A 25,064-nucleotide genomic window follows, 5' to 3' on the forward strand; every position below is an offset into this window, starting at 1 on the left:
GATGTTTATGGGATCAAGGTATTTCTACAAGCTTGGGGATATCAGAAATCTACTCGCCGTTTGTTATTAACCGGTATCAGGCTGGCACGATGTGCGCATTTTATGCAGTATAGCGGCCTTTTGTGCATTTCAGGGCACTTTGGTACGGTTTTGGATTAATATTCGGCATAACCATCCAAACACCAAAGATGAAAGCTGTTATTTCGATGTTATTCGCCGCCTCCGTTATGGTAGCTTGTAACACGCAGTCTGACAAGCAGGAAGCACTCTTGAAATCACAACAAAAAACCATTGATTCCATGCGTGTAGCCATGGAAAAGCAGGCCATTATAGATTCGATGAGTGCACTACATGCGCAACGTGAAGAAGCGGAAAAGTGGGAAGAAATCGAGAAAAATGAGGCAACAAGCCACACACAGGCCGTTGCAAATGCTCCTGCACAGACGGCTCCCGCTAAAAAGAAATGGAGCCACACCGCCAAAGGAGCGGTCGTAGGTGCGGGTACGGGTGCGATCACCGGCGCGATTATCAACAAAAAGCGGGGTGAAGGCGCATTGATCGGTAGCCTTATCGGTGCCGGCGTAGGCGCAGGTACCGGCGCGATCGTCGACCACAGTGTCAAAAAACGTAAACAGCAATAATCACATACGCTATATAAAGTTCAATTGCCGGTCGTTTGGCCGGCAATTTTTTTGTACTATTTCATCGGTTGCGGCGTGAGCATGGGCGCATTGCCCTGTCTCGGCAAGCGGTATACGTCGCCGTTCGCGTTGGAAAAGTAAATAAACGATTCGGACGGTTTCCTACCATGACCATCCGCCCAGATCGCGTAAAACCCGTCCTGCGCGTGCACGGGCTTGCGTACGTACGAGTGGTTCATCGGGCTGTTGCGGGTAAGGTGCCTTTCCAGCGCCCATTGCCTGCCGCCATCATCGCTCCGCCACATCGCCACTTCCCCGCCCGGGTTGTAAGCCTGCGGCCCGTCGACGCTCGGCCCGACGACCCGCCAACTGTGCTTCGAAACATGGTAAACCGAGCCCATATCGTAGTTGTTATCGGACGTCGTAACGATGTGGTGTTCCCAGCCTTCCTTACCCGGCCGGTACAATGTCCATTCGCGCGGGCCGTTCGCCGGGCCGGCCTCGTAGCCTTTGCTGGCGATGACCAGGATCGCCGGTTTGTTTTGCTGGTCGAAGGTGATGTCCAACAGATAGCAATTCCGTTTTTCGCTCGCATAATCGTGGACGGTAGCGGGATTTTGCGGGCTGGTCAATGGTAGCTGCACCATTTCGCCACCGATATTCTGCCAGGTTTTGCCAAAATCCGAAGTTTCGAGGTAATGCAGGTTCGTGCGGTAATTAAGGCCTTTTCCTTTGGGATGATAATCAAACGCCACGCCGATTTTACCGTTCCGCTCGGTACTGATCTGGTAATGCCCTTCCTCGATATGCGCCAGCACTTTCCATTCATTCCAATGCTCGCCGTCGGCGGTAGTATTGTACCCGATCACGCGCTGACCGGCTTTGTTGTATTTGGTAAAAAGCGCAATAAAGCCTTTTCCTTTCACAGGGTAAACCTGAAAATAGGAGAAATTGGTAAACGGCTGCGGCTTGCCATTGACGATTTCCGTCGCGTTGATCAGCTTAAAATCGCTGATATCGTAAGGTCTTTTGCTTTTGTGAATGTACGAAGGGCGTGAAATGCCGTGCGAGGTGGAGAAAATCCAGATGTAGCCCCTGTCGTCGATGGAAATCACTGGATTATCGTGGGCATCGGTGGTCTTTTTGTCCAGGATCGTCAGCGGGTTCGCAACTTTGCCGGTCCGGTGGTCGAAGTAGGAGACGTTGTGCATTAATGTACTATTCGTGCTATCGGTACCGCCGAAACAGAAGAAGGTTTTATCGACCGCTCGGGCATATACTGCGAACGGCCGGTGATTGGCCGGGTAAACCGCCAGTCCACCGCTATATTTGTAAACGTATTCGTCGTTTGAAGGCTGGTTCATGTACCAGATTCCGCGGAAGCCATTGGCCCTTTTCATAATGATTTCCGCCTCGGCGAACTGATTGTCCTGTGCCGTGGCTGGGATGATGACGGAGGTCAGGAAGGTCATGAAAGTCAGGACGGTCATGAAAGTCATGAAAGTTATGAAGCTCATGAAAGTCGGGAGTTGCTTTCGTACCGGGCGGGATTTTTGCAGAACAGTCATAATGCGGCAGTGTAACTGGTGATCACTTGTTAGGAAAACCGGCAAAGCAGGTTAGCTACTGATAGAAAGCGAAAACTTGTCGCAAATGACCCTTCCGAAAGGCGTTTTGACACCCTGTTCGAAAGTCGTGGCGCTTCTAACTTTGTGTTATCAAAGTCAAAACTAATCAACCATCAACTTTTTGAAATCATGAGAAAGATCATCACCAACACATTCGTAACATTAGATGGCGTAATCCAGGCACCCGGCGGGCCTGAGGAAGATCGTGCCGGCGGCTTCGAGTTCGGCGGGTGGTCGTTCAACTACTGGGACGATGTAATGGGCCAGGTCATGGGCGAGGGCATGAGCCAGCCGTACGACCTGCTGCTGGGCCGCAAAACTTACGACATTTTCGCCGCGCACTGGCAGTTTATCGAAAACGATCCCACCGCCGACCAGTTCAATGCCTGCAACAAGTACGTGGCAACACAAACTTTAAAGGACGCCACGTGGCAAAACACCATTTTGCTTAATGGCGACACCGTAGAGCAAGTGAAAGCGCTTAAAGCCGAAGACGGCATCGATTTGCAGGTGCACGGCAGCGCAGACTTCATACAGACGCTCCTCCGCCACAACCTCATCGACGAAATGAACATCTGGATCTTCCCGCTCGTGATCGGTAATGGTAAAAAGCTTTTCACCGACGGTACCATACCTTCCAATTTGAAATTGACTAAACATACCGTGTCAGGTACCGGTGTGATCATCACCACCTACATCCCCGACGGCGATATCAAACCAGGCTCATTTGCCTTGGACGAGCCTACTGAGCTGGAATTGAAGCGCCGTGAAGGGATCAGGTAACGGGCAGATTTTACGGATTTTTACCTTGTAATTCTAACAGCAGATGTTATAATTACAAGGTAAATTTTTGACTAAAGCACCAAAAATGGCCTGGAATCCCGACACTTATAACCGTTTCAAAACCGAACGTTCGGCACCTTTTTATGATTTGCTGGCGCTGCTCAATGTACAACCGGGTTTAACGGCAATCGACCTGGGCTGCGGTACCGGTGAGCTCACGGCAAAACTGGCTGAAATCCTGCCCGATTCAGATGTTTTAGGCGTCGATTCGTCGGAAGAAATGCTGCGCAAATCGCAGGACGCCGCTCGCGGTGCGTTGCGATTTGAATGCATTTCCATTGAAAATCAATTGAGTAAAGAGCAGCAATGGGACGTGATTTTCTCCAATGCAGCCCTGCAATGGGTGCCCGATCATGAAGTACTTTTTCCAAAGATCATCAATCGTTTGAAGGCGGGAGGTCAGTTGCTGATACAAATGCCCGCCCAGCATCATAACCTGACCAACGAGCTGCTTGAAGAGTTGGGCGAACAACAGCCCTACGCGCAGATTTACCAGGGCTGGAACCGCATTTCGCCGGTACTGGAAATCAACCGGTATGCTGAAATCCTGTTCGAAAACGGCAGCAAATCCATGCAGATTTTCGAGAAAATATACCCGCTGGTGCTCGAAGATGTGGATGCGTTGGTAACCTGGGTATCCGGCACGGCACTGATACCTTATCTGGAAAGGCTACCCGAGGATATGCAAAGTCGTTTCCGGGACGATTACAAAACATTATTAGCAAAGCACTTCCCGAAAAAGCCTGTTTTTTATCCGTTTAAAAGGATATTGATGGCGGGGGTGTTTTAACAAAAATCAGGGTCGGATAATGTCCGGCCCTGGTCCTTGTTTTGTGAGGTATCAACTACTATGCATACGCCCCCGCAAACCGCTTCGCGAAGTCTTCCAGTTTAAACTTCCCCTTTATTTCCCCTCGGTTTTTCCAGTAATCTTCCTGCATCTTGCCGTTTTGCAACGCCTGGCCCATGTCTCGGTAGAGGCCGGCGAAGCTTTCGTTCAGGCCGGCTTGCAGCATTCCGTTGTAGCTGTCCTCGTCGGAGAAAGTAACCCAGGGCGTACCTTCCTTGCCGACGGCCGCGCCCAGTACCGTTGCGATTTCGGACGGATGACGCTCGTCGCTGGAAATGTAGGTGATCGTCTGAGCCTCGGCGAATGGTGCGAGAAGTTGCTCTGTGGCTACTTTGGCAATGTCGTCGGTATCAACGAGTACCAGTTTTTCTTCGGTACCGCCGAAGTTGCTGCCGGCGATGCCCGCATTTTTGATCAGGCCGATTTGTGAATAGAGATTATTGAAGAAATAGGATGGGCGGAGGATTTTGACCTGCAATTCCGGAATCGCCGCGAGTTTTTCTTCGAGGTAACCCAATGCATCGATCGGCCCCGCGCCCTTACGCAGGTGTGCGCCAATGCTGCTCAGGAGCACGATGCGCGTGATACCCGCGGATTGAATGGCTTGAATGTATTTATCGGCCACCTCAATCTGGAATGCGGCGTAGTTGTCCAGCGAGAAGTCGCTCGGGATCATCAGGTAAGCTACGTCACCGCCTTTGAATGCCGATTCAAGGAATGCAGCATCCTGCACGGAGCCGATGGCGGCTTCCGCACCCAGGCCTTCGATTTGGGCTTTTTTATTGGAATTACTGCTGATAACAACTACTTCATGACCAGCTTTTACGAGATTCTGTGTTACGGGGAGGCTAATGTTGCCGAGTGACCCTGTGATAATGTATTTCATGTCTTTTCGAATTGTTTATTGATGGGACAAAACTATATTTGTACTTACTTTTTGACAAGTACTTACCCGAGAGTATGTATGACTAAAATCAAAGAAAACTCGACCTACAATGCGAACCGCGAGATTGTAATGCAGGAATGCCCGGTTACGTATGTGATGAACAAGATCGGCGGGCATTGGAAGCCGATCATTCTCTACCATCTTCTGGCAGGCAGCAAGCGGTACAGCGAGATTAAGAAGGCCATGCCGCACATTACCGAAAAAATGCTCATTCAGCATTTAAAACAGCTTGAAACCGACCGGTTGCTCATCCGCGAGGCCAAACCGGTAGTGCCGCCGTATGTCACCTACACACTCACGGAAGGCGGGCGAGAGCTGGAATCGGTGATCAATGCGATGGCCGAATGGGCTTACAGGGATATGAAACGGAGCAATGTGCTGGTAGTCGCTGAGATGGCCGTATGATAGGGGGACAAACTTTTTGTACCATTCCCGTCGGCTACTGACATACTGTTGTCAGAAGAGGGATTATTTTGCGTCAAAAAAATACACCTGCTATGAAAGTCCATACCACCAACTACGAAAATACATTGATCGAGGTCGCCGATGATTGCCCGGCAGCGGGCGGCGAAATACCTCCGATGAAAGGCGATTCCAAAACTGTGGCTGGCATTCAATATGAAATGATCAGCAAGAACCCGTACAAGTTCACGTCCGACGATGTGCTGTTCAATGTTTTCGCGGAACGGAAGGATCTGACGGAAAGCGAGCTGGAAGATGCCCGGAAGCAGTTTTTTTCCAAAGGTCAGGCATGTATGCGTGCCTCGCCGCTCACGAAGCGCTACGGCTGGGGCGTTCATAGCGACAAAGATGGCAAGGTCGCGCTGTACGCATGCGATAGTACAGAGTATAAGCAATTGAAGGAAGAAATGAACACGGTAAAGGCGATGAAGTCGCGCCGGTAGAGTAGGGGAATGCCTTACAGCTGTTTGAAAACGAGGAAAATTGGCGTAAATTTTAGCCTCCTTTTCTAATCGGCACTCATGAAAAATCTCCTCTGCACACTGCTATTGCTGGCAACGGCATTGTCTGCCAGTTTTGCACAGCTCCAACTCGTAATCGAACCGGTCGCTTCCGGTTTTACCAGGCCCGTCAAAGTTACGAACGCTTCCGATCGGCGTCTTTTTGTGGCGGAGATCGGCGGGAAGATCCGGGTTTTCAAAGATGGTGCAGTTTTGTCCCAGCCTTTCCTGGATATCGGCACGAAAATCAATGATCCCGAATGGGCAGGGATATTCAGTATCGCATTCCCGCCTGATTATCAGACATCCGGCTTTTTCTATGTGATGTACGTGGTAAAAAGTAAGACGGAAGTCCAGATCTCACGGTTTTCGCGGCAGCCAGGCAATGCAGACCTGGCGGATGCGGGTTCCGAAATCAAAATCCTTACGATTCCTTACGAAAATGTGCTCGGTGGCCACCGTGGGGGCGATATGGCATTCGGGAAAGACGGCTTTTTGTATATTTCAACCGGCGACAACGGCCCCGGCTCCCGGGGTGTGCCAGGCGACCCGAACAACAATTCCCAAAACACGGGCAAGCTTTTCGGCAAACTACTGAGGCTCGATACCAGTACGCCGGCGCCGGGAGATAACCCGCTCGGGAAAATATTCGCACTCGGCCTGCGCAATCCGTGGCGCTTCGGTTTCGACCGGCAGACGGGGGATCTATGGATCGGGGATAACGGGCAGGACGGTTGGGAAGAGATCGATTACCTGTCGTACCCGTTCAGTGGAATTGTCTCAAACTTCGGCTGGAACTGCCTCGAAGGTACGCAAACCTACAATCAGTCGCATTGCGCGCAAGGAACGGCCTACATAGCGCCCAAACTCACATACGCCGGCTTTACGAATAACGGTGGCAAGGATGCGTCGGTGATGGGAGGGTTCGTCTACCGCGGTTCGCGCTATCCGTCTTTGAAAGGGCATTACTTTTTCGGTGATTATGCAAGCGGGAAAATCGGTTATATCGATCCGCTGGGAGTGGCTAGGCCAGACGCCGGACTCAGCTACGCTTCGCTGATTTCTTTCGGAGAGGATTATGCCGGTGAGCTTTATACGTTATCGTTTTTGAACGGTACATTATCCAAAATCACGAATCCGGGCGATCCGCTTCCGGTCAAGTTGCTTTCTTTCAAATTGATCCAGACCGGCAGCCGCTTCCTGCTCGAATGGAGGACGGCGCAGGAAAGTAAATTCTCCCATTTCGACTTAGAACGTAGTCCCGACGACCACACTTTTGAGACGATCGGCAGGGTAGGCGGCGAAGGACTGGGAAGCTCATACACATTTACCGACGGCGAGCCGCTACGGAATACTAGTTATTATCGCCTGAAAATGATCGACGAAGACGGTACATTCCGGTACAGTTCCGTCGTGAGTGGCACATTAGGTACGCGCGGGCAACCCTTTGCGTTTCCGAATCCGGGCGGCAGTCAAATCACTATCGGCGGCCTGGCGAAAGGCGATGAAGTCCGGGTTTACAGCATTTCCGGTTTGATAGTCGAAAGCCGCGATATTACCTTGGATGGAGATTGGAAACTGAATATGGAGGGGAAACCCAAGGGCATTTACACCGTATTTATAGACAATACTGCGTCCGGATTTTCTCAAAAACTAAAAATTGCCTATAAATGAAAGCTTTTTCGACCATCCCCAGTCTCGCCTGGCTGCGCGAGACGCTCCGCTTTTTTCGCAAGCATCTGCTTGCAGTGCTCGGTTTGGGCTTCATTGCCGCGATCGGACGGATCGTGCAACTTGGCGCTTTCGGGACCATATCGCCCGGGCTGCACGCTGCAATGGAAGTAATGATCGAATCCGCGAGAATATGGCTCTTCGTGTACGCATTAGGCCTGACGAAGGTCAAAAAGGGTTTTGAGCGCATTAAACTAATGCTCACGAGCCCCAACGCCTGGGCAATACACTGGCGGCAAGCCCGCACACGCCTGCGGTCCGAATGGCGCTCGTTGCTCGCCAGTTTTGTCATTTACCTGCTCATCGCATGGGTGATCAACCTCCTGATCGACCACACGGCTTACCAGACCTGCCTTTACTACAAACTCAAAGTGAACAATATCATCGCGGAGCAGTCGTCTGAATGGGTGATTATATTGTTTTTTAAAAACCTGTCGGTGATTCCACTCACGCTGATTTTCAATGCATTATTTCTGCTGTGGGTAACCGGCCGCATGTCGAGCCGTAACGAAGCCTAAGCACTAGTTTATAGTTACACCAACTCAAAAAATGAAGAAATTAGGGCTTGTAGGCGGTATGAGCTGGGTCTCGACTGTCGATTATTACCGTTTTATCAACGAAGGTATCAATGCAAAACTCGGCGGGCTGAATTATGCCGAATGCATTATTTACTCAGTCAATTTCAATGCATTTGTAAGCAACAATATGGCTGGCAAATGGGACGAAACGTTCCAGATTGTACTTTCAGCCAGCCAGCATCTCGAAAAGGCGGGCGCCGAAGCCATTGTACTTTGCGCAAACACCGCCCACGCCGTAGCTGACCGTTTGGAAAAGGAGATCGACCTGCCGATCATTCACATTGTAACTGCAACTGCCGCCGCGATCAAAAGGGCGGGACTACGGAAAGTCGGCTTACTCGGTACGAAATTCACGATGGAAATGGATTTTTATAAAGACAAACTTACGTCATACGGCATCGAACCCATCATTCCGGCGTCACAGGAAAGTCGCGATTTTATTCAGAACACATTGAAAGACGAACTGGGCAAGGGGATAGTCCTGGAAAAAACCAAACAGGGCTATCTGGCTATCATCGACGAACTTATCGCGGAAGGAGCGGAAGGGATTATTCTGGGTTGTACTGAAATTCCTTTGATAATCAGTCAGGACGATGTAGCAGTACCTGTTTTCGATACCACCCGCATTCATTCCGAGGCAGCGGTAGCATTTGCATTAAGTGAATTACCAGGTTAAATATCTGAAAGACAGGAATAACGAAGCCGGCCATCCATTTCGGATCAGCCGGCTTCGTTATGGTAATCGATTTACAACGTGTCCGACGACGGCACAAGTTTCGCTTTCAAATCGGGCTCTTTCATATCCTTATCCAGCGGGAACATAGGCCGTTTGATGCGTTTGTAAGGCAACCGCTCCAAATCCTGATCCACGCCGCCCGGTGTGAGTGATAAAATCCAGTCGGCGCGCATGTTGTAAAGCTCCGGTTCCAGGTAACCGATTTTTACTACTACAATGTCCGATTTTCGCGGATTGAGGCCGAGTCTGGTGAAATCTGCTTCCTTGTGATATGGTTTGCGTTTTTTCGTAACAATCACACGCACGCTGCCTACTTTCACTACCACTTCGGTCTCCGCATTGACGTCGCCATGATGGATAGCTTCCACCGTACCGACCAAATGTACAGGCGGGGCGAAACGCGCATCGACTTTCGCACCTGCATACGCATCAATTTTGCCTCCGACACCCGCTTTCACAGCAGCTTCCACCAGTTCCGGGCCCGGAATGGAGGCGTAAATGAGCGACGGGCCGTTTTCAGCCTTGAATTCGGGGCGTTTCAGAATTTCAGTGATCGTCCAGGTAACGTCGCCCGCGCCACCCGCGGTAGGGTTATCGCCCGAATCGCTGATAAAGAACGGGTGCTTGTCGCTGGCGAGCGCCTTCTTCAATGCCCCTTTCAGATCGTCGGTAGGCGCCACGAATGCAAACTCATCGCGTACATCCCAGAAGCTCTTCGCGAGCATTTCGGCGTTTTCAGTCACCTTGGCCTTATCGTCGCCGGTGACCATCACTACGGCATGGTTGCGGGGCTCGTCCGCCCACGCATACCCCACCCACATTGCCGCGTCGATCACGCCCGGCTGCACCGAAGCCGGTGCTACCTTGGCATAAAGCGACTTTCCAGGCTCGATACGAGTACTCGTTTTTTCGCCGGGAAGCAGTATCGGCACCGGAATCCAGGCCTTATACGCCGGTTTACCTTTTCCGGTTTCAAGTCGCGAGAGCAGGTTCGCCACCGCGCGACGCTTGGATTGCATCGCATCTTCGTGGGGAGCCATGCGGTAGCACGTAATGAGGTCGGTATGTTGCGCCAGTCGCCACGAAACATTACCATGTAAATCCATGCAGGTAGAAATCAGCACCTTCTTGCCAATCACCTCGCGTATGCGCGTGATGAGATCGCCCTCGGGATCATCCAGCCCCTCGACGCTCATGGCACCATGAATATCAAAATACAATCCGTCGTACGGCCCATTCTTTTTCAACAGTTCGAGCGTTTGCTTCACCAGCGACTCGTAAGCCGCCCGCGTCACCATCCCGCCCGGCAGCGACTTCCCGACCAGCGCCGGCAGCCATTCCGCCCGCTTACGCAAGCTTGAATCGGCGGCCATAAAAGGGTAGGAGGTGAAAATCTGCTCGCCATATTTGGCCTTGAATGCAGGCTCCTCCGTCCGCGCCGGCGAAAACGTACTCGACTCGATTCCCAGCCCGGCAATGGCAATACGGGGAAGCGCTTTGGATTTTTTTCCTCCATCCGCCAAACACAAAGTGTGCGCTCCCGCCAGAAGGAAAGAAATGATCAGGGAAAATGTAATTTTCATATATTTTGTTTTAACAAATAGGCTTTGGAGCTCTATTTTGTTTAAACATAATGAAAATTGGCGGAACTAGATTTGTTCGATGAAATTGTGCAAGGAACCCTTGCACAATTTGCCGTTACTGATATTAAGCGCAATTATTTGGGCTCGTCGCGCGCTTTACGATTTTTCGGCGTATTGATCTCCTTTTCCAATGCTTTGATGGAAGGGAGTGACGATTTAAGGTTTTTTGGAATTGCTTCGGTCAATTGAAACTCTGAAATGCCTATCGGCTTCACCATGTCACGAAGGGCATATTCGGCTACGACGCTATTTTTTCCTGGCAGATAAGCAGGCCGATGCTTGGCGCGTCAAAATCAGTCTTTAACCGTTCATCGGCTAACGATAGGTAAAAGTTAAGCTTCCCAGCATATTCCGGTAAGAATTTTCCTTTTTTCAGCTCGACCACAACATAGCAACGGAGTTTGAGATGATAGAAAAGCAGGTCAATGTAAAATGGTTGCTTATCTACTTCGATTTGAAACTGCTTACCCACAAAAGCAAATCCGGCGCCTAGTTCCAGAAGTACTTTCATCACGTGATTTGTCAGCGCATCTTCCAGTTCCTTTTCCTGGCACTGGTCGGTGAGCGCCAGGAAGTCGAATATGTAGGGATCTTTCGTCATTTGCTGGGCAAGATCCGACTGAGGTGAGGAAAGGGCAGAACTGAAATTTGTGATTGCTTTTCCTTTTCGCTGATAGTAAGATGAGTCGATTTGCGCGACCATGACATCGCGCGACCAGCCGTTTTTGTGGGCTTCGGCGATGTAAAAGTGCCTTTCGGCGTCGTTTTTGACTTTGTTCAGGAGGGTGATGTGATGGTACCAGGAAATTTGTGCAAGGATCACTTGCACGAATTCCTGGTCGGGGTAGGCAAGTGCAAATTGCCGCATGTATTTGAGATTCCGGGTCGAAAGACCCTGCATATCCGGGAATTCTTTTCGCAGGTCACGGGAGAGTTTATCAATAATTTTAGCCCCCCAGCGAGACTTGTTTTGCTGGTGTAAAATCCAGGAGCCTATTTGCCAATAGACGTCCAGCAATGCGGAGTTGGCCGCTACATTGGCCTTGAACCTTGCGAGGCGGATTTCGGATTTGATCTTTTGAAGAAAATCGTCATACCGGAGCGATACATTTTCGAATGTCATAGAATGAGTGTCATACGAGTTGCGAACTAGTGTAAATCTAGCCGCTCACCACCCATCGACTCGAAAATTTTTATCAAGTAGCCAAATCTGTTTAGTAAAAGGTACGAGCCTGTTATTCCTTTGTAAAAACTGCTATATAGAAATAATCATTATCTAATTTGGGCAAGCGCCGCTTGCCCAAATTAGCCGTTGACTGTCAATTACTTACGTGATGGTTTCGCGCCGCTATAACCACCTTTCCCATGAAACCATTCAGCGCCTTGCCCCACCAGCCACAGATAATAATCCGATGGTAGATCCGCTTCGATTCCGACAAACTTCCCGTCCGCATTCAGGGGTGTATCGCCTTCTTTGCGGGTTTTGAAAATGGCGGTTCCTTCATCCACTTCATCGAACATGGCGACGTAGAGGGCTTCGGCGCCGGACATTTTTGCGCCTGCGATCTGTTGCCAGAGGAACTCGCCTTTGTTGCGGGGGATCTGGTTGTAGAGCGATTTGTCGTTTTTGAGGTTACCCCAGCTGAAACCCGGGAAAACGAGTGGCGCGTAGTCAATTTTGTTGGCTTTGCACCAGGCGATGTCGGCAGGGAGGTTCGGGCCGGCGACGCTGAGGTAGGTGGAAGGATTGTAACGACCGACGGCCCACGGCATAACAATGTCGGCTTGCTTGACGACCGTATGCAATAAAGGGGAGTTCTCGGTATCGCGGCCGAGCTCGCGCCAGTAATAGGGCACGCCGAGCAGGATCGAGGCTTTTTTGGTCGGGCCTTTTACCTTATCGAGCAGCTTTTGAATGTCGGCGATATTGTATTTGCGGCCGTCGTTGAAACCTACACCCCAGATGGCCAGCAGCGGGCGACCGTTATGCCTTAGGTAGGTAGGGTTTTCCTGTCCGTCGAAGAGTTTGAATTGCTGTTGAAGCGCTTCCCAATCGCGTACGATGAAATCCATATCGGCCGAAGTGGAGCCGCTGAGGTCGTACATGATGCTGATCGCCCGGCCGTATTTTTTGGAAGCTTTCAATGCATTGGCCAGCACTTTGTTGAAGTGCCGTTTGCCGCTTTCGCCCTTTACTTCCGAAACAAACCTTTGCATATATACGCCGTCGATGCCGTGCTCTTTCATCCATTTGAAATGCAGGTCCACGCTTTCCTCGTCGTAGGGGCTGTAAACTTTGGCAGGCTCGCCATTGGCGTATTTGAATGCGGTGTTGTAGGTTTTGGTGTATTCCGTCACATCGGGCCAAAAATCAATCGACGCGAACCCGGGCTCGAACTTGCCACTTTTCTGGTAATGGTGCCAGCCGCGGCCCGCGCCATCGCCCTCGGCTGTAAACCAGCCCTGGTACCCGGCCATCACCAGGCCTTTATAACTTTTGAACAAGGAATGCGATTCGTCGTATTTTACTTCTTCGACGGGTTTGGGATCGTCCTTTTTAGGATTTTCGTCACTGCCCTTGCAGCCAAACGAGACTACGGAGAGGCAGAACAGGAGTTTGAGTAAATTCATAGGAAGCTGTAAGCGTTACGCTTTATGCAGTAATCTTGTTTATTTAAAACATTTACAGCCGCAGGCCAGTACTGGAAGCTTATCGCTTAAAGCCTATGGCCTACGGCTTTTCATTTACAATGCAATCCTTACGGCCTTCGCATAATTAAACTTCGATTCCGGCGCATCGATAATGCCGCCGGCGCGGAAGAAGTATTGACCACCGGTTTTCAAAACATTGCTGTTAGAAGGCAGATCGATTTCCAGCTGATACACCTTGTTCGGGTCGATAGCGCCGTTGATCTCATGCTCCGCGAGCGCCACGCGCATAGGCTCGCCTACGGACGGTTCCGGGTGCGCGTACAAGCCGATTTTCCGCACATTGTTCATCACAGTTTGCTGCAATTTAAATTTAGCAACGATTTTCGTTCCCACTTTTTCAATGCTCGCCTCCTTCACCCGAATATACGGCTGAACCTTAAAATCGAGCTGCGTTTCGCCTTTGACGGTAACCTCCTGCGGTGTTACCGGCACGAAATTCCCGCGTACGGGTGTGATCGTGTACGTGTTCGCGAAGATCAGGTTGTTGCGGTAAGTACCGTCGTTTTTGATGATCATTGTCTGCTTGGTCTGCGAAGCGTAGCCGTGCTCAATGAACTCGATCGTGCTGCCGCGGATGATGTCCTGCTCCACAGGCTCATTGGTTTCGGCATCCAGGAAAGTCCCGTACAACCCGGAATCAGGGGCAGGGTAGTTGTCGACGCTGCATGCGCCCGCGCCGAAAAGCAGCAGCAGGGCAGAAATATGAATGGTTAGTCTTTTCATAATATCAATATTGAGGATTTTGAACCAGACCATTCGCCCCAATGCCCGGGATGGAGCGGTAATACTGGCGGTAGTCGAATGTCGACGGGTTGCTGCGGGGCACATTCACGCGAACGAAAATGTATTTGGCGGGCGTGACGCGCAGGTCGAGGATGGGAAGTATCGCGTGGCGCATCGTATTGTTGAACACGGTGTGGTATTCGCGGCGGCGGATGAGGTCCCAGAAGCGCTTGTTCTCGAACGCCAGCTCGACCCTTCTTTCACGGATCACACTGTTGATCGTCAACGGAATTTCAGTCTTGTGACCGGCGCGACGGCGAATGTCGTTCAATGCTTTGGCTCCTTTCACTTTGTCGCCGGTACCGCTTTCCGCAATTGCTTCGGCATAATTCAGGAGGATTTCGGCATAACGGAAATCAGCGAAGTCGGTCACGCATTGATTCCAGCCCGGCGCGATGTTGAGCCCTTCATTCAAAAACTTCTTGAAACTCACACCAGTGCGGGTATTATTTCCGCCCCAGGTATCGAAGCCCGAGTATTGGGTACGATCGGCCGCACCATAAGTATGGTACGTTTTTCCATTGACCGTGAACGGCTCGCCGCCCATGATCTGTGTCGAACCGTCTGGTTTGATAAAACCGGCCTGGATCACGATTTTCTGGCCTTTCCAGCTGGTACCGGGCAGGATCATCGTCGCCCACATGCGGGCGTCCTTTCCTTTGAATATATCGTTTTCAGTATCAAACCTTTTGTATTGTTTGGATGCATTGAAACCGGTGTAATCGGTGAGGTCGTTGGCGGCAGCCGAGGTGGTAAGCGGCGCGTTTTCGCCGGGCTTGTCATAGCTTTCGTAAACGTCCATCAGTTCGAGCGTCGGGTTCATGCGGCCCGGGTGCGGCCAGCCATTGGCGGTCTGGTTAGGTTGGAACCATATACCATAGTTGTGACCGGTGCCGGCGCCTGGCCGTGCATAACCTTTGATGAAAATCGCCTCTTCCGGCGCATTGTTAGGGTCTTCGAAAAGCAGGCGGTAGTTGTTGGCGGCTTCTTCGGGCGTCGCGGGCGATGGTTTGTATAAATTAAATTTACCCGAGCTGATGATCGCCTCCGAAGCATCGGCAGCCGCTTTGTAAAATTCCGCTGCGGCAGCTCTGTCCAATCCAACGAGTTTCTGATCTACGGCTGTCCCGGAAATAGGGGCTCGGTCGGCGTACTTGGCCAGGGAAGCTGCGTGCAATGCGGCGCGCGATTTTAATGCGTAAGCCACCCATTTGGTTGCGCGTCTTTCGCCGCCGGGCCACGAATCGCCGAGGTTACCGATGGCCGTATCGCATTCTTTCAATACGAAATCCCAGGTTTCTTTCTCGGTGCTGCGCGGTACTTTCAGGGCTTCCACGTCGCCTTCGTATTTCTGTACTGATGTAATTAATGGCACGCCACCGTAGCGTTTCACCAATGCGAAATAGGCGTAGGCACGAATGAATGCGCTTTCACCAATCAATGCCTTGCGTTCGTCATCGGTAACGTCGAGGGTGGGGATAATGTCGATCAGAATGTTCACATCGCGGATCAGCTTGTAGCCCTGGTCCCACCACTGGAAATCACCATCTCCCACAAAATCACCGAATTCGGTATGCACGGCCTCGTCGGTTGACATCGCCGGGGCGAAACCGCCGTTGTTCGGGTCGCCGGTGTTCCAGTTGAAGCCCTGCCGGAAGAATGTAAAATCCTCGATAGGAAGCTGGTAATACAGGTTTGCCATGTACAATTTTACGCCTTCGGGATTTGAGAACAGGTTCTCGCCCTGTAACTTATCGAGTGGCTGCTTGTCGAGCACATCGCCGCAGCTCATGGCCACGAGCACCAGCAATAGCGTTAGGGTGTTTTTTAAATAGCTCATTATCAATATAATATTAAAATTTGACATTGATCCCGAAGTTGTAGCTCCGTGTTACCGGGTAGGTAAGCCCCGCGCCGAACAATCCTTCCACTTTCTCAGGATCGAAAGGCTTCACGAACGAATCGGCCCAGGTGAAGATGTTGTGCGCATTGCCATACACACGCACATCGTTGATACCAATCTTTTTCAGCCAGGGCAAATTGAAGGTGTAACCCAGCTGCGCGCTCTTGAAACGCAGGTAGGAAGCATCTTTCCGCCACGCGCCGCTTTCGGCGTACATAGCGCCCACATTGTAGTTGAAACGGGAAGCAGGCCATTCGCCGGGGATCCACTGGCCGTCGGGCGACTGGTGCCACCTGTCATAGAAATATTCAGGCGTATTGCCGCGGAATGCGAAAACCTCTGCATACACTTCGCGGAAACGCACGCTGTATTTGCCCGAACCCTGGAACAATGCGGTGAAGTCGAAGCCTTTCCATGAAGCATTCAAAGTCACACCATAATACATTTTAGGGTCGCCGCCGAAGAATAGCGGGATCGCGTCGTTTCCATCGATCACGCCGTTACCGTCCACATCTTTGTAACGGAAATCGCCCGGAAGCTCGCGGGTATTGCCGAGGTCGCCGTTCTGGATCGGGGCGTAAATGACTTCGTCCTTGCTCTGGAACTGGCCTTCGAGCTGGTAAGCCCATACCACGTCGTTCCACCGGTTGGTAGCTCCGCCGCGCCATTTGTCCATGCTGCTCAGGAACTCGCCGCGCTCCACGTAGCGGTTCTGCGTGCGTGCGAAGTTGAAGTTACCCGAAATACCGTATTTGAAATCACGGATCTGGCCATTGTAAGCCGCCGAGAACTCGATCCCGCGCACCCGGTCGCTGTTCAGGTTTTCCTCGGGCAATGTACCACCGAATGTATTGGGCAGCGACACATTCCTGCGTGCGAGCAGGCCTTTGCGGTCACGTTGGTAAATATCGAAGGTCAAATCGATTTTGTTATCCCAAAGACCGACGTCGACACCAATATCTTGGATGTTCGATTTGAACCAGGTCAGTTTCTCGTTCACGATCGCCGGGGAAGCGGCGCCGGTGGTGTAATTGCCGTTGGTGAACTCATATCCGCCGCCACCCGTGAGCGAGAAGCCGGGCACATACTGGAACGGCGCACCCGCATCGGCACCCACCAGACCGTACGACCCTCTCAGTTTCAGGTTGGAGATGAATGGAATGGTTTTAACAAAATTCTCCTCCGAGATCCGCCAACCGGCCGACACTACCGGGAACAAGCCCCAGCGGCGATCGGGATGGTAGCGGTACGAGCCGTCATAGCGCGCTGCGACTTCCAGCAGGTATTTTTCTTTGAAATCATAATTCAGACGGCCCACATACGACTGGCTCGCATATTCCGATTCCGAACCGCTGGTCGTCTGGTTGTTCAGCCCTGCCTGGTCGATCTGGTCGTTGGTGAAGAACGCATATTCCCGGCCCAGTCCCGCCCAGCGGTTGTGCGATTCCTGCTGCTCGTAAACCAGCGTCGCGCCCAGGTTGTGGTTTTTCGCGATGACGGTGTTGTAAAACAGCTGTCCCTGGAAGGTAATGCGGTTATTGTCGGTGAAATTATTCCCGATCCGCGACGGATTGCGCTGTGCGTGCGCGGTGTATTTGTCCGTCACCGCGTCGTAGGTATACAGGTTGTAGGCCTTCGAAACTGACTTGGCGCGATAGTTATTGCTGTCGTAAGCCACCAAACCTTTAATGCGCAGCCCCGGCACAAATGGAACGGTGTAGGTCAATGCAAATGTCGACTGGAAAAACTTGTTCACCTCCTGCGAATAGCCGGTAAGGCCCCTGTCGGCCAATGCCACCGGGTTGTAGCCGCCGCTCAGCAATGCGGGGTATTTCGGATTGTCGTTGGCGTAAGGCCGCTCGGTAGGCAATGCAATGCGGGTCCCCTTATAGATGTTAAAAAAGTTATCGCCCGGCTGCTCCCGTTTATCGAAGAGGCCTGACAGGATCAGGTCCGCTTTTAGGTTCTTGGTTAAATCGATGCCGATATTTGAGCGGAATGTGTATTTCTGATAACCCATATCACCGCTTTTGAGCAAACCATTCTCCTTTTGATAACCAAAGCTGGTAAAGTAATTCACCACGCCCTCGCCGCCGGATGCGGAAATGAAATGCTGCTGCTGGCTGGCCGATTTGTTCAGCGTTTCCTTGTACCAATCGGTACCCTGGTAACCCGGCGCGCCGCTGCGGAACTTCTCGATTTCCTCGGGAGAATACACCGGGTTCTCGCCCAGGTTTTTCGCCGCGTCGTTCCGCATTTCGGCCCATTGCAATGCGCTCGTCATTTTGGGCACGTCGGTGGGGCTCTGGCGGCCGTACACCATATTGTAGCTGAATTGCGGCTTGCCCGCTTTGCCTTTTTTCGTCGTCACGATCACCACGCCATTCCCGGCGCGGATCCCAAAAATCGCTGCCGAGGCATCTTTCAGCACTGAAATGCTCTCGATATCGTCGGGATTGATCTTCTGGAACTCGTAACCGCCGTCGCGCGCCACACCATCCACCACATACAACGGCTCGCCGAAGCCGCGTATATTAATGTTCGTGCTGAACGAGCCCGGTTCGCCGGAGTTCTGGCGGATCTGTACACCGGCCACCTTGCCTTGCAAGCTCTGTGCAAGCGAGGTATGTGTGGTGGTTTTGATTTGTTCCGAAACGATGTTCGAAATGGCACCGGTCAGCGTCTGCTTGCGCTGGGTACCGTATCCTACTACCACCACTTCCTGTAACTCGTCGGTGCTCGGTTGCAGTTGTACATCGAAGTTCGTACGGCTACCGACAGTAATCTCCTGTCTTTTGTAACCCAAAAAACTCACGATAATGACCGATCCCGATTTTGGAACGGCTAGCGAAAATTTTCCATTGGCATCAGTGGTGGTACCTTTCGTGGTACCTTGCAGTACAATGCTCGCGCCGGGAATGGCGCTGCTTTTCTCGTCTTTCACTTCACCGCTAATCAGCGTTTCGTCGGCAGAGGTTTGCGCAAATGCGCCCGCTTGCAGGAGCAGCATCATGCATAATGCAGTACACGCGCGCCGGAGCGACTGCGTAATGTGCCTGCACAAGGGTTTTGATAGAAGTTGTTTGTTCATACCGTAGGGTTAAGTTCCTGTTCGTTTAAATGTTGGATTGTTGGCTTGTGCTGCACCCTGAGGCGCGGCGGTCGGGTTGGTTTAAAGCATAGTTTTCTACCTCCGCAGCGGTCTGCCGCGGGGCATTTCATAGTGAATTTGTAAATGGATGGATGATTAAACAGCGGTTGAACCGTGGGTCAAAGTAATCCGCGGCTAATTAAGAAATGGTTAACAAACCATTAATGCAGCGCTTAATCCGGGCATTTTTTACATTATGCCGGTAAAATATTGGGGATTTTCGGGGTTGGGCAATATCAGTTCGAATCTGACCTGGAAGGCATTGTCCTTTTCGGCGGAAATTAGGCTGTGCTTTTGGGGATATTTCAAGCTGAGCTGCGTCCGCAAATTTTCCAGCCCGGCGCCCCAGTGCCCATCCGTTGCATTAAACGGATCCGGATCGTAAGTGTTTTCGACAGTTAATGTCAGTTTGCCGGCAGTTGCCGCGAGGCGGACGTTGATAAAAGGCTCTGCGAGCGACGTCGCACCACAATTGAATGCATGCGCAACAAACGGTACCAGCAGCAGCGGTTCGAGGAAGTAGCCTGCGGTATCTGCATCGATATGCATGTCCAGGTCAATGCGGACAGAAGTCGCGAAACGCAGTTTTTGCAACGCCATAAAATTCCTGAGATGATCCGCTTCCTGCTGTAAGGTCACGCGTTCCGCCTGCGATTGGTAAGTGGTGTAAAGCAAAAGATCGGAGAGTTGCATTAAGGCACCTTCCAGGTGTTCAGACTTCTGCCTGGCCAGTTCTGCCATGCTGGAAATCACGTTGATAAGGAAATGAGGGTCTGTCCCGGCCATTGTGAAGGTGTTTTTACCAATGCTTTGAAACCAAATTATAAAAAAAATCAGGCGGAGAGAAACTCCCCGCCTGATACAGTTAACCTAAACAACACTTTAATAACGCATTGGTGTCGTAATCATCGGTTGATAAGCACTTTCCGGTTGATCACCTCGCCGTTCTTGTGGGTGATCGTCAGAATGTACATGCCTACCGGTAAGTTTTTCACATCGATCGTTTTCGAAGCCGCCTTGCCTGATTTATAAACCGAAAGGCCGGTCAGGCTATGAATTTCCACCGATTTAACCTGGTTCCAATCCGAGCTTTTCAGGTTAAGCACGTCGGAAACCGGGTTTGGATAGAATTCGGATAGCAGTGCGGGATTGTCAAAGTCGACTTTGATGATCTTGCTGTAAGCGAATGTTTTGTCGGTATCCACCATTTTCAGACGGTAGTAGTTAACGCCCGCTCCCGGTTTTTTGTCGACATAACCATAATTCACCACTTGATAGCTCTCACCCTGCGACTTTTGTACAGCGATAGTCGCCCAGTTCCTGCCGTCGGCGCTGCGCTGCACGTCGAAGTGGTCACTGTTGGTTTCCTCGGCTGTATTCCATTTCAATGCGATGGTGTTTTCAACTTTCGCACCGCTGAAATCGATCAGGGTTACAGGCATTGCGCAGTCCTTGTAGGCTGTCAGCGTATCGGTGCAGCCATTCAGGGTAGCCACGATGATCGCCGTCTCCTTGCTCGGAATGTCGATAACCGTATTGCCGCTGACGGTACCCTTGTCGGTAGTAATCACCGCACCAGCAGTAGCCGTGAAGAACACCGTATAAGTTTGCGGATTCGCTGCATACTGACATTCGTATTCGGCACCGGTCAATGCGATCGTCGGTTTCTCGTTGACGTTCACAGTGGCTGTCTGTCCGGCGATTGGCGTGGTCGCACCGCCTGCGCCTGCTACATTGGTCAACGAGTAGATGAACGATCCGGTCGTGCTGGTCGGTACATTTACCGTCGCGCTCGTGTTGGCGCCGGTGGTGGTAACCTGCTGATCGGCACCGCCATTGATTTTATAGGTAAATGTAAACGGCGCGATACCATTCACGGCTGTAAACGTGATCACAGGCTGGGTTTCGTTCTGGCAAGCAGTGGTGCTGCCGGAAATCGTCGCTGTGAGGTTGTTGGCTACGGTTATAGTGGCTGTCTGAGCGGACGGCGGCGTCAGCGAACAACTCAGTGCGTCGGACACGTTTACGAGCTCGTACGTGAATACACCCACGGTAGTGGTCGGCTGAGGGACAGTCACGCTGGTGTTGACGCCGGTTGTGCTTACTGTCAGGTTCGAGCCGTTGTTCACCTTGTAGGTAAATGTGTAGGGCAATGTACCGCCGGTTGCGCTGAACGTAATATTAGGCGCCGGAGCTCCCTGGTTCACGGTGGTGGTCCCGGTCACACTCGAAGAAGTGATCTGGTTCACAGTCAATACCGCCGGGTCAGAAGTAGTGCTGGTACAAGGGTTTGTAATAACACAGCGGTATTCAGAAAGATTGTCCGAAACCGGCACGTTGCTGAGCGTCAATACTGCATCATCGGCAGTCGGGTTGGTACCCACTGAAATGTTCGCGAATGAGCCGCCAAATGGTTTTTTCTGCCACTGGTAAGTTACGCCGGTCTGCGAAGTAGCCACACTAAAGAAGGTGGGAGCGCCTGCGCAGGCCGTCTGCGGATCGGGCTGATCGGTGATCGGCGGTGCCGGGGTAGGGGTTACCGTTACGGTGAACGAGCAGGTAGGAGCCGTTCCAATGCCATTCGAAGCAGTTACCAGTACGGTGGTATTACCAGCTGGGAATGCGTACGGGAAGGTGATCGGGTTGCCGCCTACGCTGTACGTAATGGTAGGAGCAGGGCATCCATCCGCGGTTGCCGTGAATGTCTGCGTGGAAGTACAAGTTCCGGGATCAGGCGAGAATGTCTGGTTTCCAGGGCAGAAAGTGATAACCGGTGTCGAAACGACTGGCGTCACAGTTGGGTTATTGGTGCCCGGTGTGTTCGTATCGTCGGTCAGGACAGACGCGAAATTGGTGCCGGAAACTGTTCCCTGCGTAGAAACCTGGCAGTCGGACGCTGGTATGTTAGCGTCAATAACAACTTTGAATTTGATAATGGTGTTTTTATTTGCCGGCAATGTAAAGCCGCTGCCTGTACCATTCACCGTTACGGTTTCACCCGATTGAGCGGCTTCCGTCCTCGCCGGGCTCGGCGACGCCGTTACAGCCTCTTCGATTTCCGCTTTCGGTTCCGCGACTTCTGTTACCTGCGCAACGGGTTGCTGTACCGGCGGTGCCGGTGTTGTCACAGAATCCGCAGAAAGTCTTCCGGCAGTTTCTTCAATGGCAGCTTCCCGCAGGCCGCTGAATGTGGGAGCTGGACAACCCGTGGGGCCTCCGGCACCGTAATTGACCGTACCGAGTCCGCTTTTGGTTGCGGAGCCACTTGGCGTGTTGGCACCGGCGTTCCATACGGCTGAGGCGGATCCGCCGGCTTGCTGCACGTTGAGTGTAGTACCTGCCGTGCCGGCTCTGTAAGCGCCGGCATAAGGTGAGCCGGAGTTTAGTGTAACGTCATTGTTGGTGACGCTCGCGCAAAGCGTGCCGTTGTATCCGGTACCGCCCACCGAGTTGACGTATACACCGTGCGCGAAGTTCTCGCCGGTCAGCTGAACATTATTGTTATCGATGATGACGCTGCTCACGGCGCCGCCGGTAGAAGCCGGCCACGCACTGATACCGATGGAACTGCGGGAATTTAAGATGTTATTGTTGTTTATTTTGAGGATCCCTCGCGCCGTTGTTCCCTGGGTCGAGAATGCGATAGCGTGGAAGGAGCCGTCTTCAGTAGTCATATTGTTCGTGATTGTATTACCGGTAACATTCCCTTCAAGATATCCTCCGGCAAATGCGAAGAAATTGAAGCCGGGGCCGCCCAGGAAGTCGGAAGTATTGCCGGCTACATTAAATTTAATGGTGGATGTTCCCGACGCGGCGATGTCGATACCTTTACCCAGGTCTGCTCCGGAGCCGATATCGATTGTCGCGCCCTGGATGTCGGCCTGAATTTGCGCGGTGTTATTGGCATAAACCTCGATGCCCGACGAACCTGGCCTTAGAAACTGATTTGTACCCTGGATTTTAAGGGTCATGACTGAGGAACCTTTCCCTTCGAACAGTAAACATGAGGCATAGTCTGCATCTTCAAATGAAGAATTTGTAATGTTCAGCCGGTCCATATTCACGTTGTTATTGCTGAAATAAGCAGCCCGTCCGCCTGGTCTTTTCAACGAGGAGTTTGCGATCGAGTTAGTGCCGCCGACGTTCATGGCGTAGATGTTGCCCTCTTCAACGATGTTTGGGGTACCAGATTGATTAATAGTACTATTGCTAAGATTGAAGGCGCTGCCTCCACGAAGATTGATCCCCATTTGTACCACGGTTCCGCTCACTATAATGCGGTCCAGCGTAAAGCCAACCACATTTAACCCATGAATCGCCGCGTTGGCATTGGTGTTGTCCGTTTCGGTGGTGACAGGTCCTTCGGCCGTGTTGGCATTCGTCAGGTTCATGTTTTTAATGGTAATATTCTGAACGTCACGTAGCTCGATTCCGCGGTTGGTGATGTTCTGGATCGTTCCGCCCGATCCGCCGGTAGTGCCGGTACCGTTAACCTGGAACGAGCCGGTCGCATATTGCACGGCCAGACCTTTGCTGCCGCCATTGGCCGATACCGAGGTCAATGCCACATTAAGCGCGATACGGTCGCCCGTTGTTTTGCCGGCGATGTCGATCGCCGGAACCGATGCTGCCGCTATCACACCTCCTGCTATCGTCAGCGACCCGTTGCTGGATGCGATCTTGATCGGGCTGACGAGGTTGGTGGCGGAAGTACTGGATACTTCTGAAAAACTGGCATTCAAGGACTTGTTGCTTAGGTTCAGTGAGCTTCCGCTACCGTTCAGGCCGACTTCAGATGCGGTAAATGTCCCGACCGATGATCCGGATATTTTCGTACCTGTGGTGCTCCCTACGTTTACTCCTTTGATATTATTGGTGGTACCGAGGTTAATTGCATTGATAGTTCCGCTGGTGGTCGTGAGTACGGGCCTGCCGGCGTTTGAATTGGTAACATTAGGTAGTTGGTTGCTACCGCTTGGCTGGGAGAAGCCGGTAAAATCAAGAATCGACTGTGACGAACCTTGTCCAAGCAACTTCTGATCGTTACGTAGGGTAAGCGGGCCGGTATAAGATCCTGAAAACATGAAAATTACCTGTCCGTCTTTGGGATGCAGCCCTGCTCCGTCGCCATTAATGGACTGGAAATCAGCGATGTTATTGAATGGTTTGCTCAATGTCCCCGTACCGCCCGCAGGGGCTCCGGCATTGATAAACCAGATCATATTGGCGGCATTGGTGCCCACGGTAATGTTAACCGTAGCAGTATTGGTCATGCCCGAGCCATTTTGAATTTCATAGGTGAAACTGTCATTACCCTGGAATCCCGCGGCAGGCTCATAAATGAATGCACCTGTGGCGGCGGTGATGGTAGCGGTACCGCCATTGGCTGAGTTTACCGTCGTAGAGCTGTTCAGGCTGATAGCAGTGCCGTTAGGGCTTATGTCGTTGGCAAACAGACCAGTACCTGCGGGAATGTTGATTCCCACGTTTCCAATGGTCGAGTAAGAGTCGTTCTGTGCGATAGGGCTGGCTTTGACAGAGCCGGGCACCAATGTCGTATTGGCATCGATCGTTTCGGTGAACGTGGTTCCGTTGGCCGGATCAGGCCCGCCGTTGGTGATGGTGACGGTGTATTCCAACTCATCCCCAGCCGAAGCGCCGGCAGGGCCGGTATTGTTGGTGATCGCGTACGTGTTGGTGGCGGAGATACTCGGCGCAAGAAATGCTTTCGCTCCTGATTTCTTGCGGGCACGGGCGAATGGCACCCGTTCTTTCTTGTTTTGGACGGACCGGTCCTCCTTTCGGGCGATCCATTCCTGGGAAACGGCCGGGGCATCGGCTAGCTTGCCGACGATTTCAACACCCGACACGAGCAGGGCAATGCCTGCCAGGTATGCGTATAAGTTTTTCATAGTTTTTAGTTTGTTAAGCAATCATAGGCTTGTCCTTCATCATGT

At 51.8% G+C, this 25,064-nt stretch carries 19 protein-coding genes; 8 read left to right on the forward strand and 11 right to left on the reverse strand.

Annotation, left to right across the window (positions count from 1 at the left end):
• Positions 1-188 precede the first annotated feature (188 nt).
• Positions 189-641, forward strand: coding sequence for a YMGG-like glycine zipper-containing protein (locus tag BLQ88_RS18555; protein WP_176885019.1), 453 nt, complete (start codon positions 189-191; stop codon positions 639-641).
• Between the two features lie 56 nt (positions 642-697).
• Here the strand turns inward: BLQ88_RS18555 and BLQ88_RS18560 are convergent, their stop codons facing one another.
• The gene (locus tag BLQ88_RS18560; protein WP_090153817.1) at positions 698-2,158 is read right to left on the reverse strand and encodes a BNR-4 repeat-containing protein; all 1,461 of its coding nucleotides are present in this window, start codon (positions 2,156-2,158) and stop codon (positions 698-700) included.
• A 240-nt stretch (positions 2,159-2,398) separates the two neighbouring features.
• Between BLQ88_RS18560 and BLQ88_RS18565 the strand changes: the two genes are divergently transcribed.
• The gene (locus BLQ88_RS18565; RefSeq protein WP_090153250.1) at positions 2,399-3,052 is read left to right on the forward strand and encodes a dihydrofolate reductase family protein; all 654 of its coding nucleotides are present in this window, start codon (positions 2,399-2,401) and stop codon (positions 3,050-3,052) included.
• A gap of 85 nt (positions 3,053-3,137) precedes the next feature.
• Positions 3,138-3,902, forward strand: coding sequence for a methyltransferase domain-containing protein (locus BLQ88_RS18570; protein WP_090153252.1), 765 nt, complete (start codon positions 3,138-3,140; stop codon positions 3,900-3,902).
• A gap of 58 nt (positions 3,903-3,960) precedes the next feature.
• On the opposite strand, the gene BLQ88_RS18575 is transcribed toward BLQ88_RS18570, so the two are convergent.
• Entirely contained in the window at positions 3,961-4,848 is an 888-nt protein-coding gene (locus tag BLQ88_RS18575; RefSeq protein WP_090153254.1) for an SDR family oxidoreductase, read from the reverse strand.
• A gap of 78 nt (positions 4,849-4,926) precedes the next feature.
• Between BLQ88_RS18575 and BLQ88_RS18580 the strand changes: the two genes are divergently transcribed.
• The 5 genes from BLQ88_RS18580 to BLQ88_RS18600 all read left to right on the forward strand — a co-directional run bounded on the left by BLQ88_RS18580 (position 4,927) and on the right by BLQ88_RS18600 (position 8,855).
• A complete protein-coding gene (locus BLQ88_RS18580) occupies positions 4,927-5,313 on the forward strand; it encodes a winged helix-turn-helix transcriptional regulator (RefSeq protein WP_090153256.1) in 387 nt (128 codons plus the stop codon).
• A 92-nt stretch (positions 5,314-5,405) separates the two neighbouring features.
• Positions 5,406-5,813: a DUF6157 family protein gene (locus tag BLQ88_RS18585; protein ID WP_090153258.1), complete on the forward strand. Its 408-nt coding sequence runs from the start codon at positions 5,406-5,408 to the stop codon at positions 5,811-5,813.
• 78 nt (positions 5,814-5,891) lie between these two features.
• On the forward strand, positions 5,892-7,544 hold the full coding sequence (locus tag BLQ88_RS18590; RefSeq protein ID WP_090153260.1) for a PQQ-dependent sugar dehydrogenase: 1,653 nt from the start codon (positions 5,892-5,894) through the stop codon (positions 7,542-7,544).
• Complete coding sequence (locus BLQ88_RS18595) at positions 7,541-8,119, forward strand: hypothetical protein (RefSeq protein WP_090153262.1); 579 nt, start codon at positions 7,541-7,543, stop codon at positions 8,117-8,119. The genes BLQ88_RS18590 and BLQ88_RS18595 overlap by 4 nt, the downstream gene beginning before the upstream one ends.
• Positions 8,120-8,150: 31 nt before the next feature.
• On the forward strand, positions 8,151-8,855 hold the full coding sequence (locus BLQ88_RS18600) for an aspartate/glutamate racemase family protein (protein WP_090153264.1): 705 nt from the start codon (positions 8,151-8,153) through the stop codon (positions 8,853-8,855).
• Positions 8,856-8,926: 71 nt separating this feature from the next.
• Here the strand turns inward: BLQ88_RS18600 and BLQ88_RS18605 are convergent, their stop codons facing one another.
• From BLQ88_RS18605 to BLQ88_RS18640, 9 genes are all read right to left on the reverse strand, one after another.
• A complete protein-coding gene (locus BLQ88_RS18605) occupies positions 8,927-10,498 on the reverse strand; it encodes a M81 family metallopeptidase (protein ID WP_090153266.1) in 1,572 nt (523 codons plus the stop codon).
• Positions 10,499-10,632: 134 nt separating this feature from the next.
• A complete protein-coding gene (locus BLQ88_RS37200; protein ID WP_229212747.1) occupies positions 10,633-10,776 on the reverse strand; it encodes a hypothetical protein in 144 nt (47 codons plus the stop codon).
• 20 nt (positions 10,777-10,796) lie between these two features.
• Positions 10,797-11,681 (reverse strand): PDDEXK nuclease domain-containing protein, encoded by an 885-nt coding sequence (locus tag BLQ88_RS18610; RefSeq protein WP_229212748.1) that lies wholly within the window; start codon positions 11,679-11,681, stop codon positions 10,797-10,799.
• A 200-nt stretch (positions 11,682-11,881) separates the two neighbouring features.
• The gene (locus BLQ88_RS18615; RefSeq protein WP_090153268.1) at positions 11,882-13,189 is read right to left on the reverse strand and encodes a glycoside hydrolase family 99 protein; all 1,308 of its coding nucleotides are present in this window, start codon (positions 13,187-13,189) and stop codon (positions 11,882-11,884) included.
• Positions 13,190-13,303: 114 nt separating this feature from the next.
• Entirely contained in the window at positions 13,304-13,993 is a 690-nt protein-coding gene (locus BLQ88_RS18620; protein ID WP_090153819.1) for a DUF3823 domain-containing protein, read from the reverse strand.
• A 4-nt stretch (positions 13,994-13,997) separates the two neighbouring features.
• Positions 13,998-15,893 carry a RagB/SusD family nutrient uptake outer membrane protein gene (locus BLQ88_RS18625; RefSeq protein WP_090153271.1) on the reverse strand — a complete coding sequence of 632 codons (1,896 nt, stop codon included), beginning with the start codon at positions 15,891-15,893 and terminating at the stop codon, positions 13,998-14,000.
• 13 nt (positions 15,894-15,906) lie between these two features.
• On the reverse strand, positions 15,907-19,047 hold the full coding sequence (locus BLQ88_RS18630; RefSeq protein ID WP_090153273.1) for a SusC/RagA family TonB-linked outer membrane protein: 3,141 nt from the start codon (positions 19,045-19,047) through the stop codon (positions 15,907-15,909).
• 249 nt (positions 19,048-19,296) lie between these two features.
• Positions 19,297-19,893, reverse strand: coding sequence for a sensor histidine kinase (locus BLQ88_RS18635; protein WP_090153275.1), 597 nt, complete (start codon positions 19,891-19,893; stop codon positions 19,297-19,299).
• Between the two features lie 119 nt (positions 19,894-20,012).
• A complete protein-coding gene (locus tag BLQ88_RS18640) occupies positions 20,013-25,019 on the reverse strand; it encodes an Ig-like domain-containing protein (RefSeq protein ID WP_090153277.1) in 5,007 nt (1,668 codons plus the stop codon).
• Positions 25,020-25,064: the final 45 nt, after the last annotated feature.

The organism is Dyadobacter soli (assembly GCF_900101885.1).
GTDB classification, from domain to species: domain Bacteria; phylum Bacteroidota; class Bacteroidia; order Cytophagales; family Spirosomataceae; genus Dyadobacter; species Dyadobacter soli.

Bases quoted from the DNA above. Each gene is read 5' to 3' on its own strand.
- BLQ88_RS18555 (WP_176885019.1), top strand. From the start codon at position 189: ATGAAAGCTGTTATTTCGATGTTATTCGCCGCCTCCGTTATGGTAGCT.
- BLQ88_RS18560 (WP_090153817.1), bottom strand. From the start codon at position 2,158: ATGAGCTTCATAACTTTCATGACTTTCATGACCGTCCTGACTTTCATG.
- BLQ88_RS18565 (WP_090153250.1), top strand. From the start codon at position 2,399: ATGAGAAAGATCATCACCAACACATTCGTAACATTAGATGGCGTAATC.
- BLQ88_RS18570 (WP_090153252.1), top strand. From the start codon at position 3,138: ATGGCCTGGAATCCCGACACTTATAACCGTTTCAAAACCGAACGTTCG.
- BLQ88_RS18575 (WP_090153254.1), bottom strand. From the start codon at position 4,848: ATGAAATACATTATCACAGGGTCACTCGGCAACATTAGCCTCCCCGTA.
- BLQ88_RS18580 (WP_090153256.1), top strand. From the start codon at position 4,927: ATGACTAAAATCAAAGAAAACTCGACCTACAATGCGAACCGCGAGATT.
- BLQ88_RS18585 (WP_090153258.1), top strand. From the start codon at position 5,406: ATGAAAGTCCATACCACCAACTACGAAAATACATTGATCGAGGTCGCC.
- BLQ88_RS18590 (WP_090153260.1), top strand. From the start codon at position 5,892: ATGAAAAATCTCCTCTGCACACTGCTATTGCTGGCAACGGCATTGTCT.
- BLQ88_RS18595 (WP_090153262.1), top strand. From the start codon at position 7,541: ATGAAAGCTTTTTCGACCATCCCCAGTCTCGCCTGGCTGCGCGAGACG.
- BLQ88_RS18600 (WP_090153264.1), top strand. From the start codon at position 8,151: ATGAAGAAATTAGGGCTTGTAGGCGGTATGAGCTGGGTCTCGACTGTC.
- BLQ88_RS18605 (WP_090153266.1), bottom strand. From the start codon at position 10,498: ATGAAAATTACATTTTCCCTGATCATTTCTTTCCTTCTGGCGGGAGCG.
- BLQ88_RS37200 (WP_229212747.1), bottom strand. From the start codon at position 10,776: ATGGTGAAGCCGATAGGCATTTCAGAGTTTCAATTGACCGAAGCAATT.
- BLQ88_RS18610 (WP_229212748.1), bottom strand. From the start codon at position 11,681: ATGACATTCGAAAATGTATCGCTCCGGTATGACGATTTTCTTCAAAAG.
- BLQ88_RS18615 (WP_090153268.1), bottom strand. From the start codon at position 13,189: ATGAATTTACTCAAACTCCTGTTCTGCCTCTCCGTAGTCTCGTTTGGC.
- BLQ88_RS18620 (WP_090153819.1), bottom strand. From the start codon at position 13,993: ATGAAAAGACTAACCATTCATATTTCTGCCCTGCTGCTGCTTTTCGGC.
- BLQ88_RS18625 (WP_090153271.1), bottom strand. From the start codon at position 15,893: ATGAGCTATTTAAAAAACACCCTAACGCTATTGCTGGTGCTCGTGGCC.
- BLQ88_RS18630 (WP_090153273.1), bottom strand. From the start codon at position 19,047: ATGAACAAACAACTTCTATCAAAACCCTTGTGCAGGCACATTACGCAG.
- BLQ88_RS18635 (WP_090153275.1), bottom strand. From the start codon at position 19,893: ATGGCCGGGACAGACCCTCATTTCCTTATCAACGTGATTTCCAGCATG.
- BLQ88_RS18640 (WP_090153277.1), bottom strand. From the start codon at position 25,019: ATGAAAAACTTATACGCATACCTGGCAGGCATTGCCCTGCTCGTGTCG.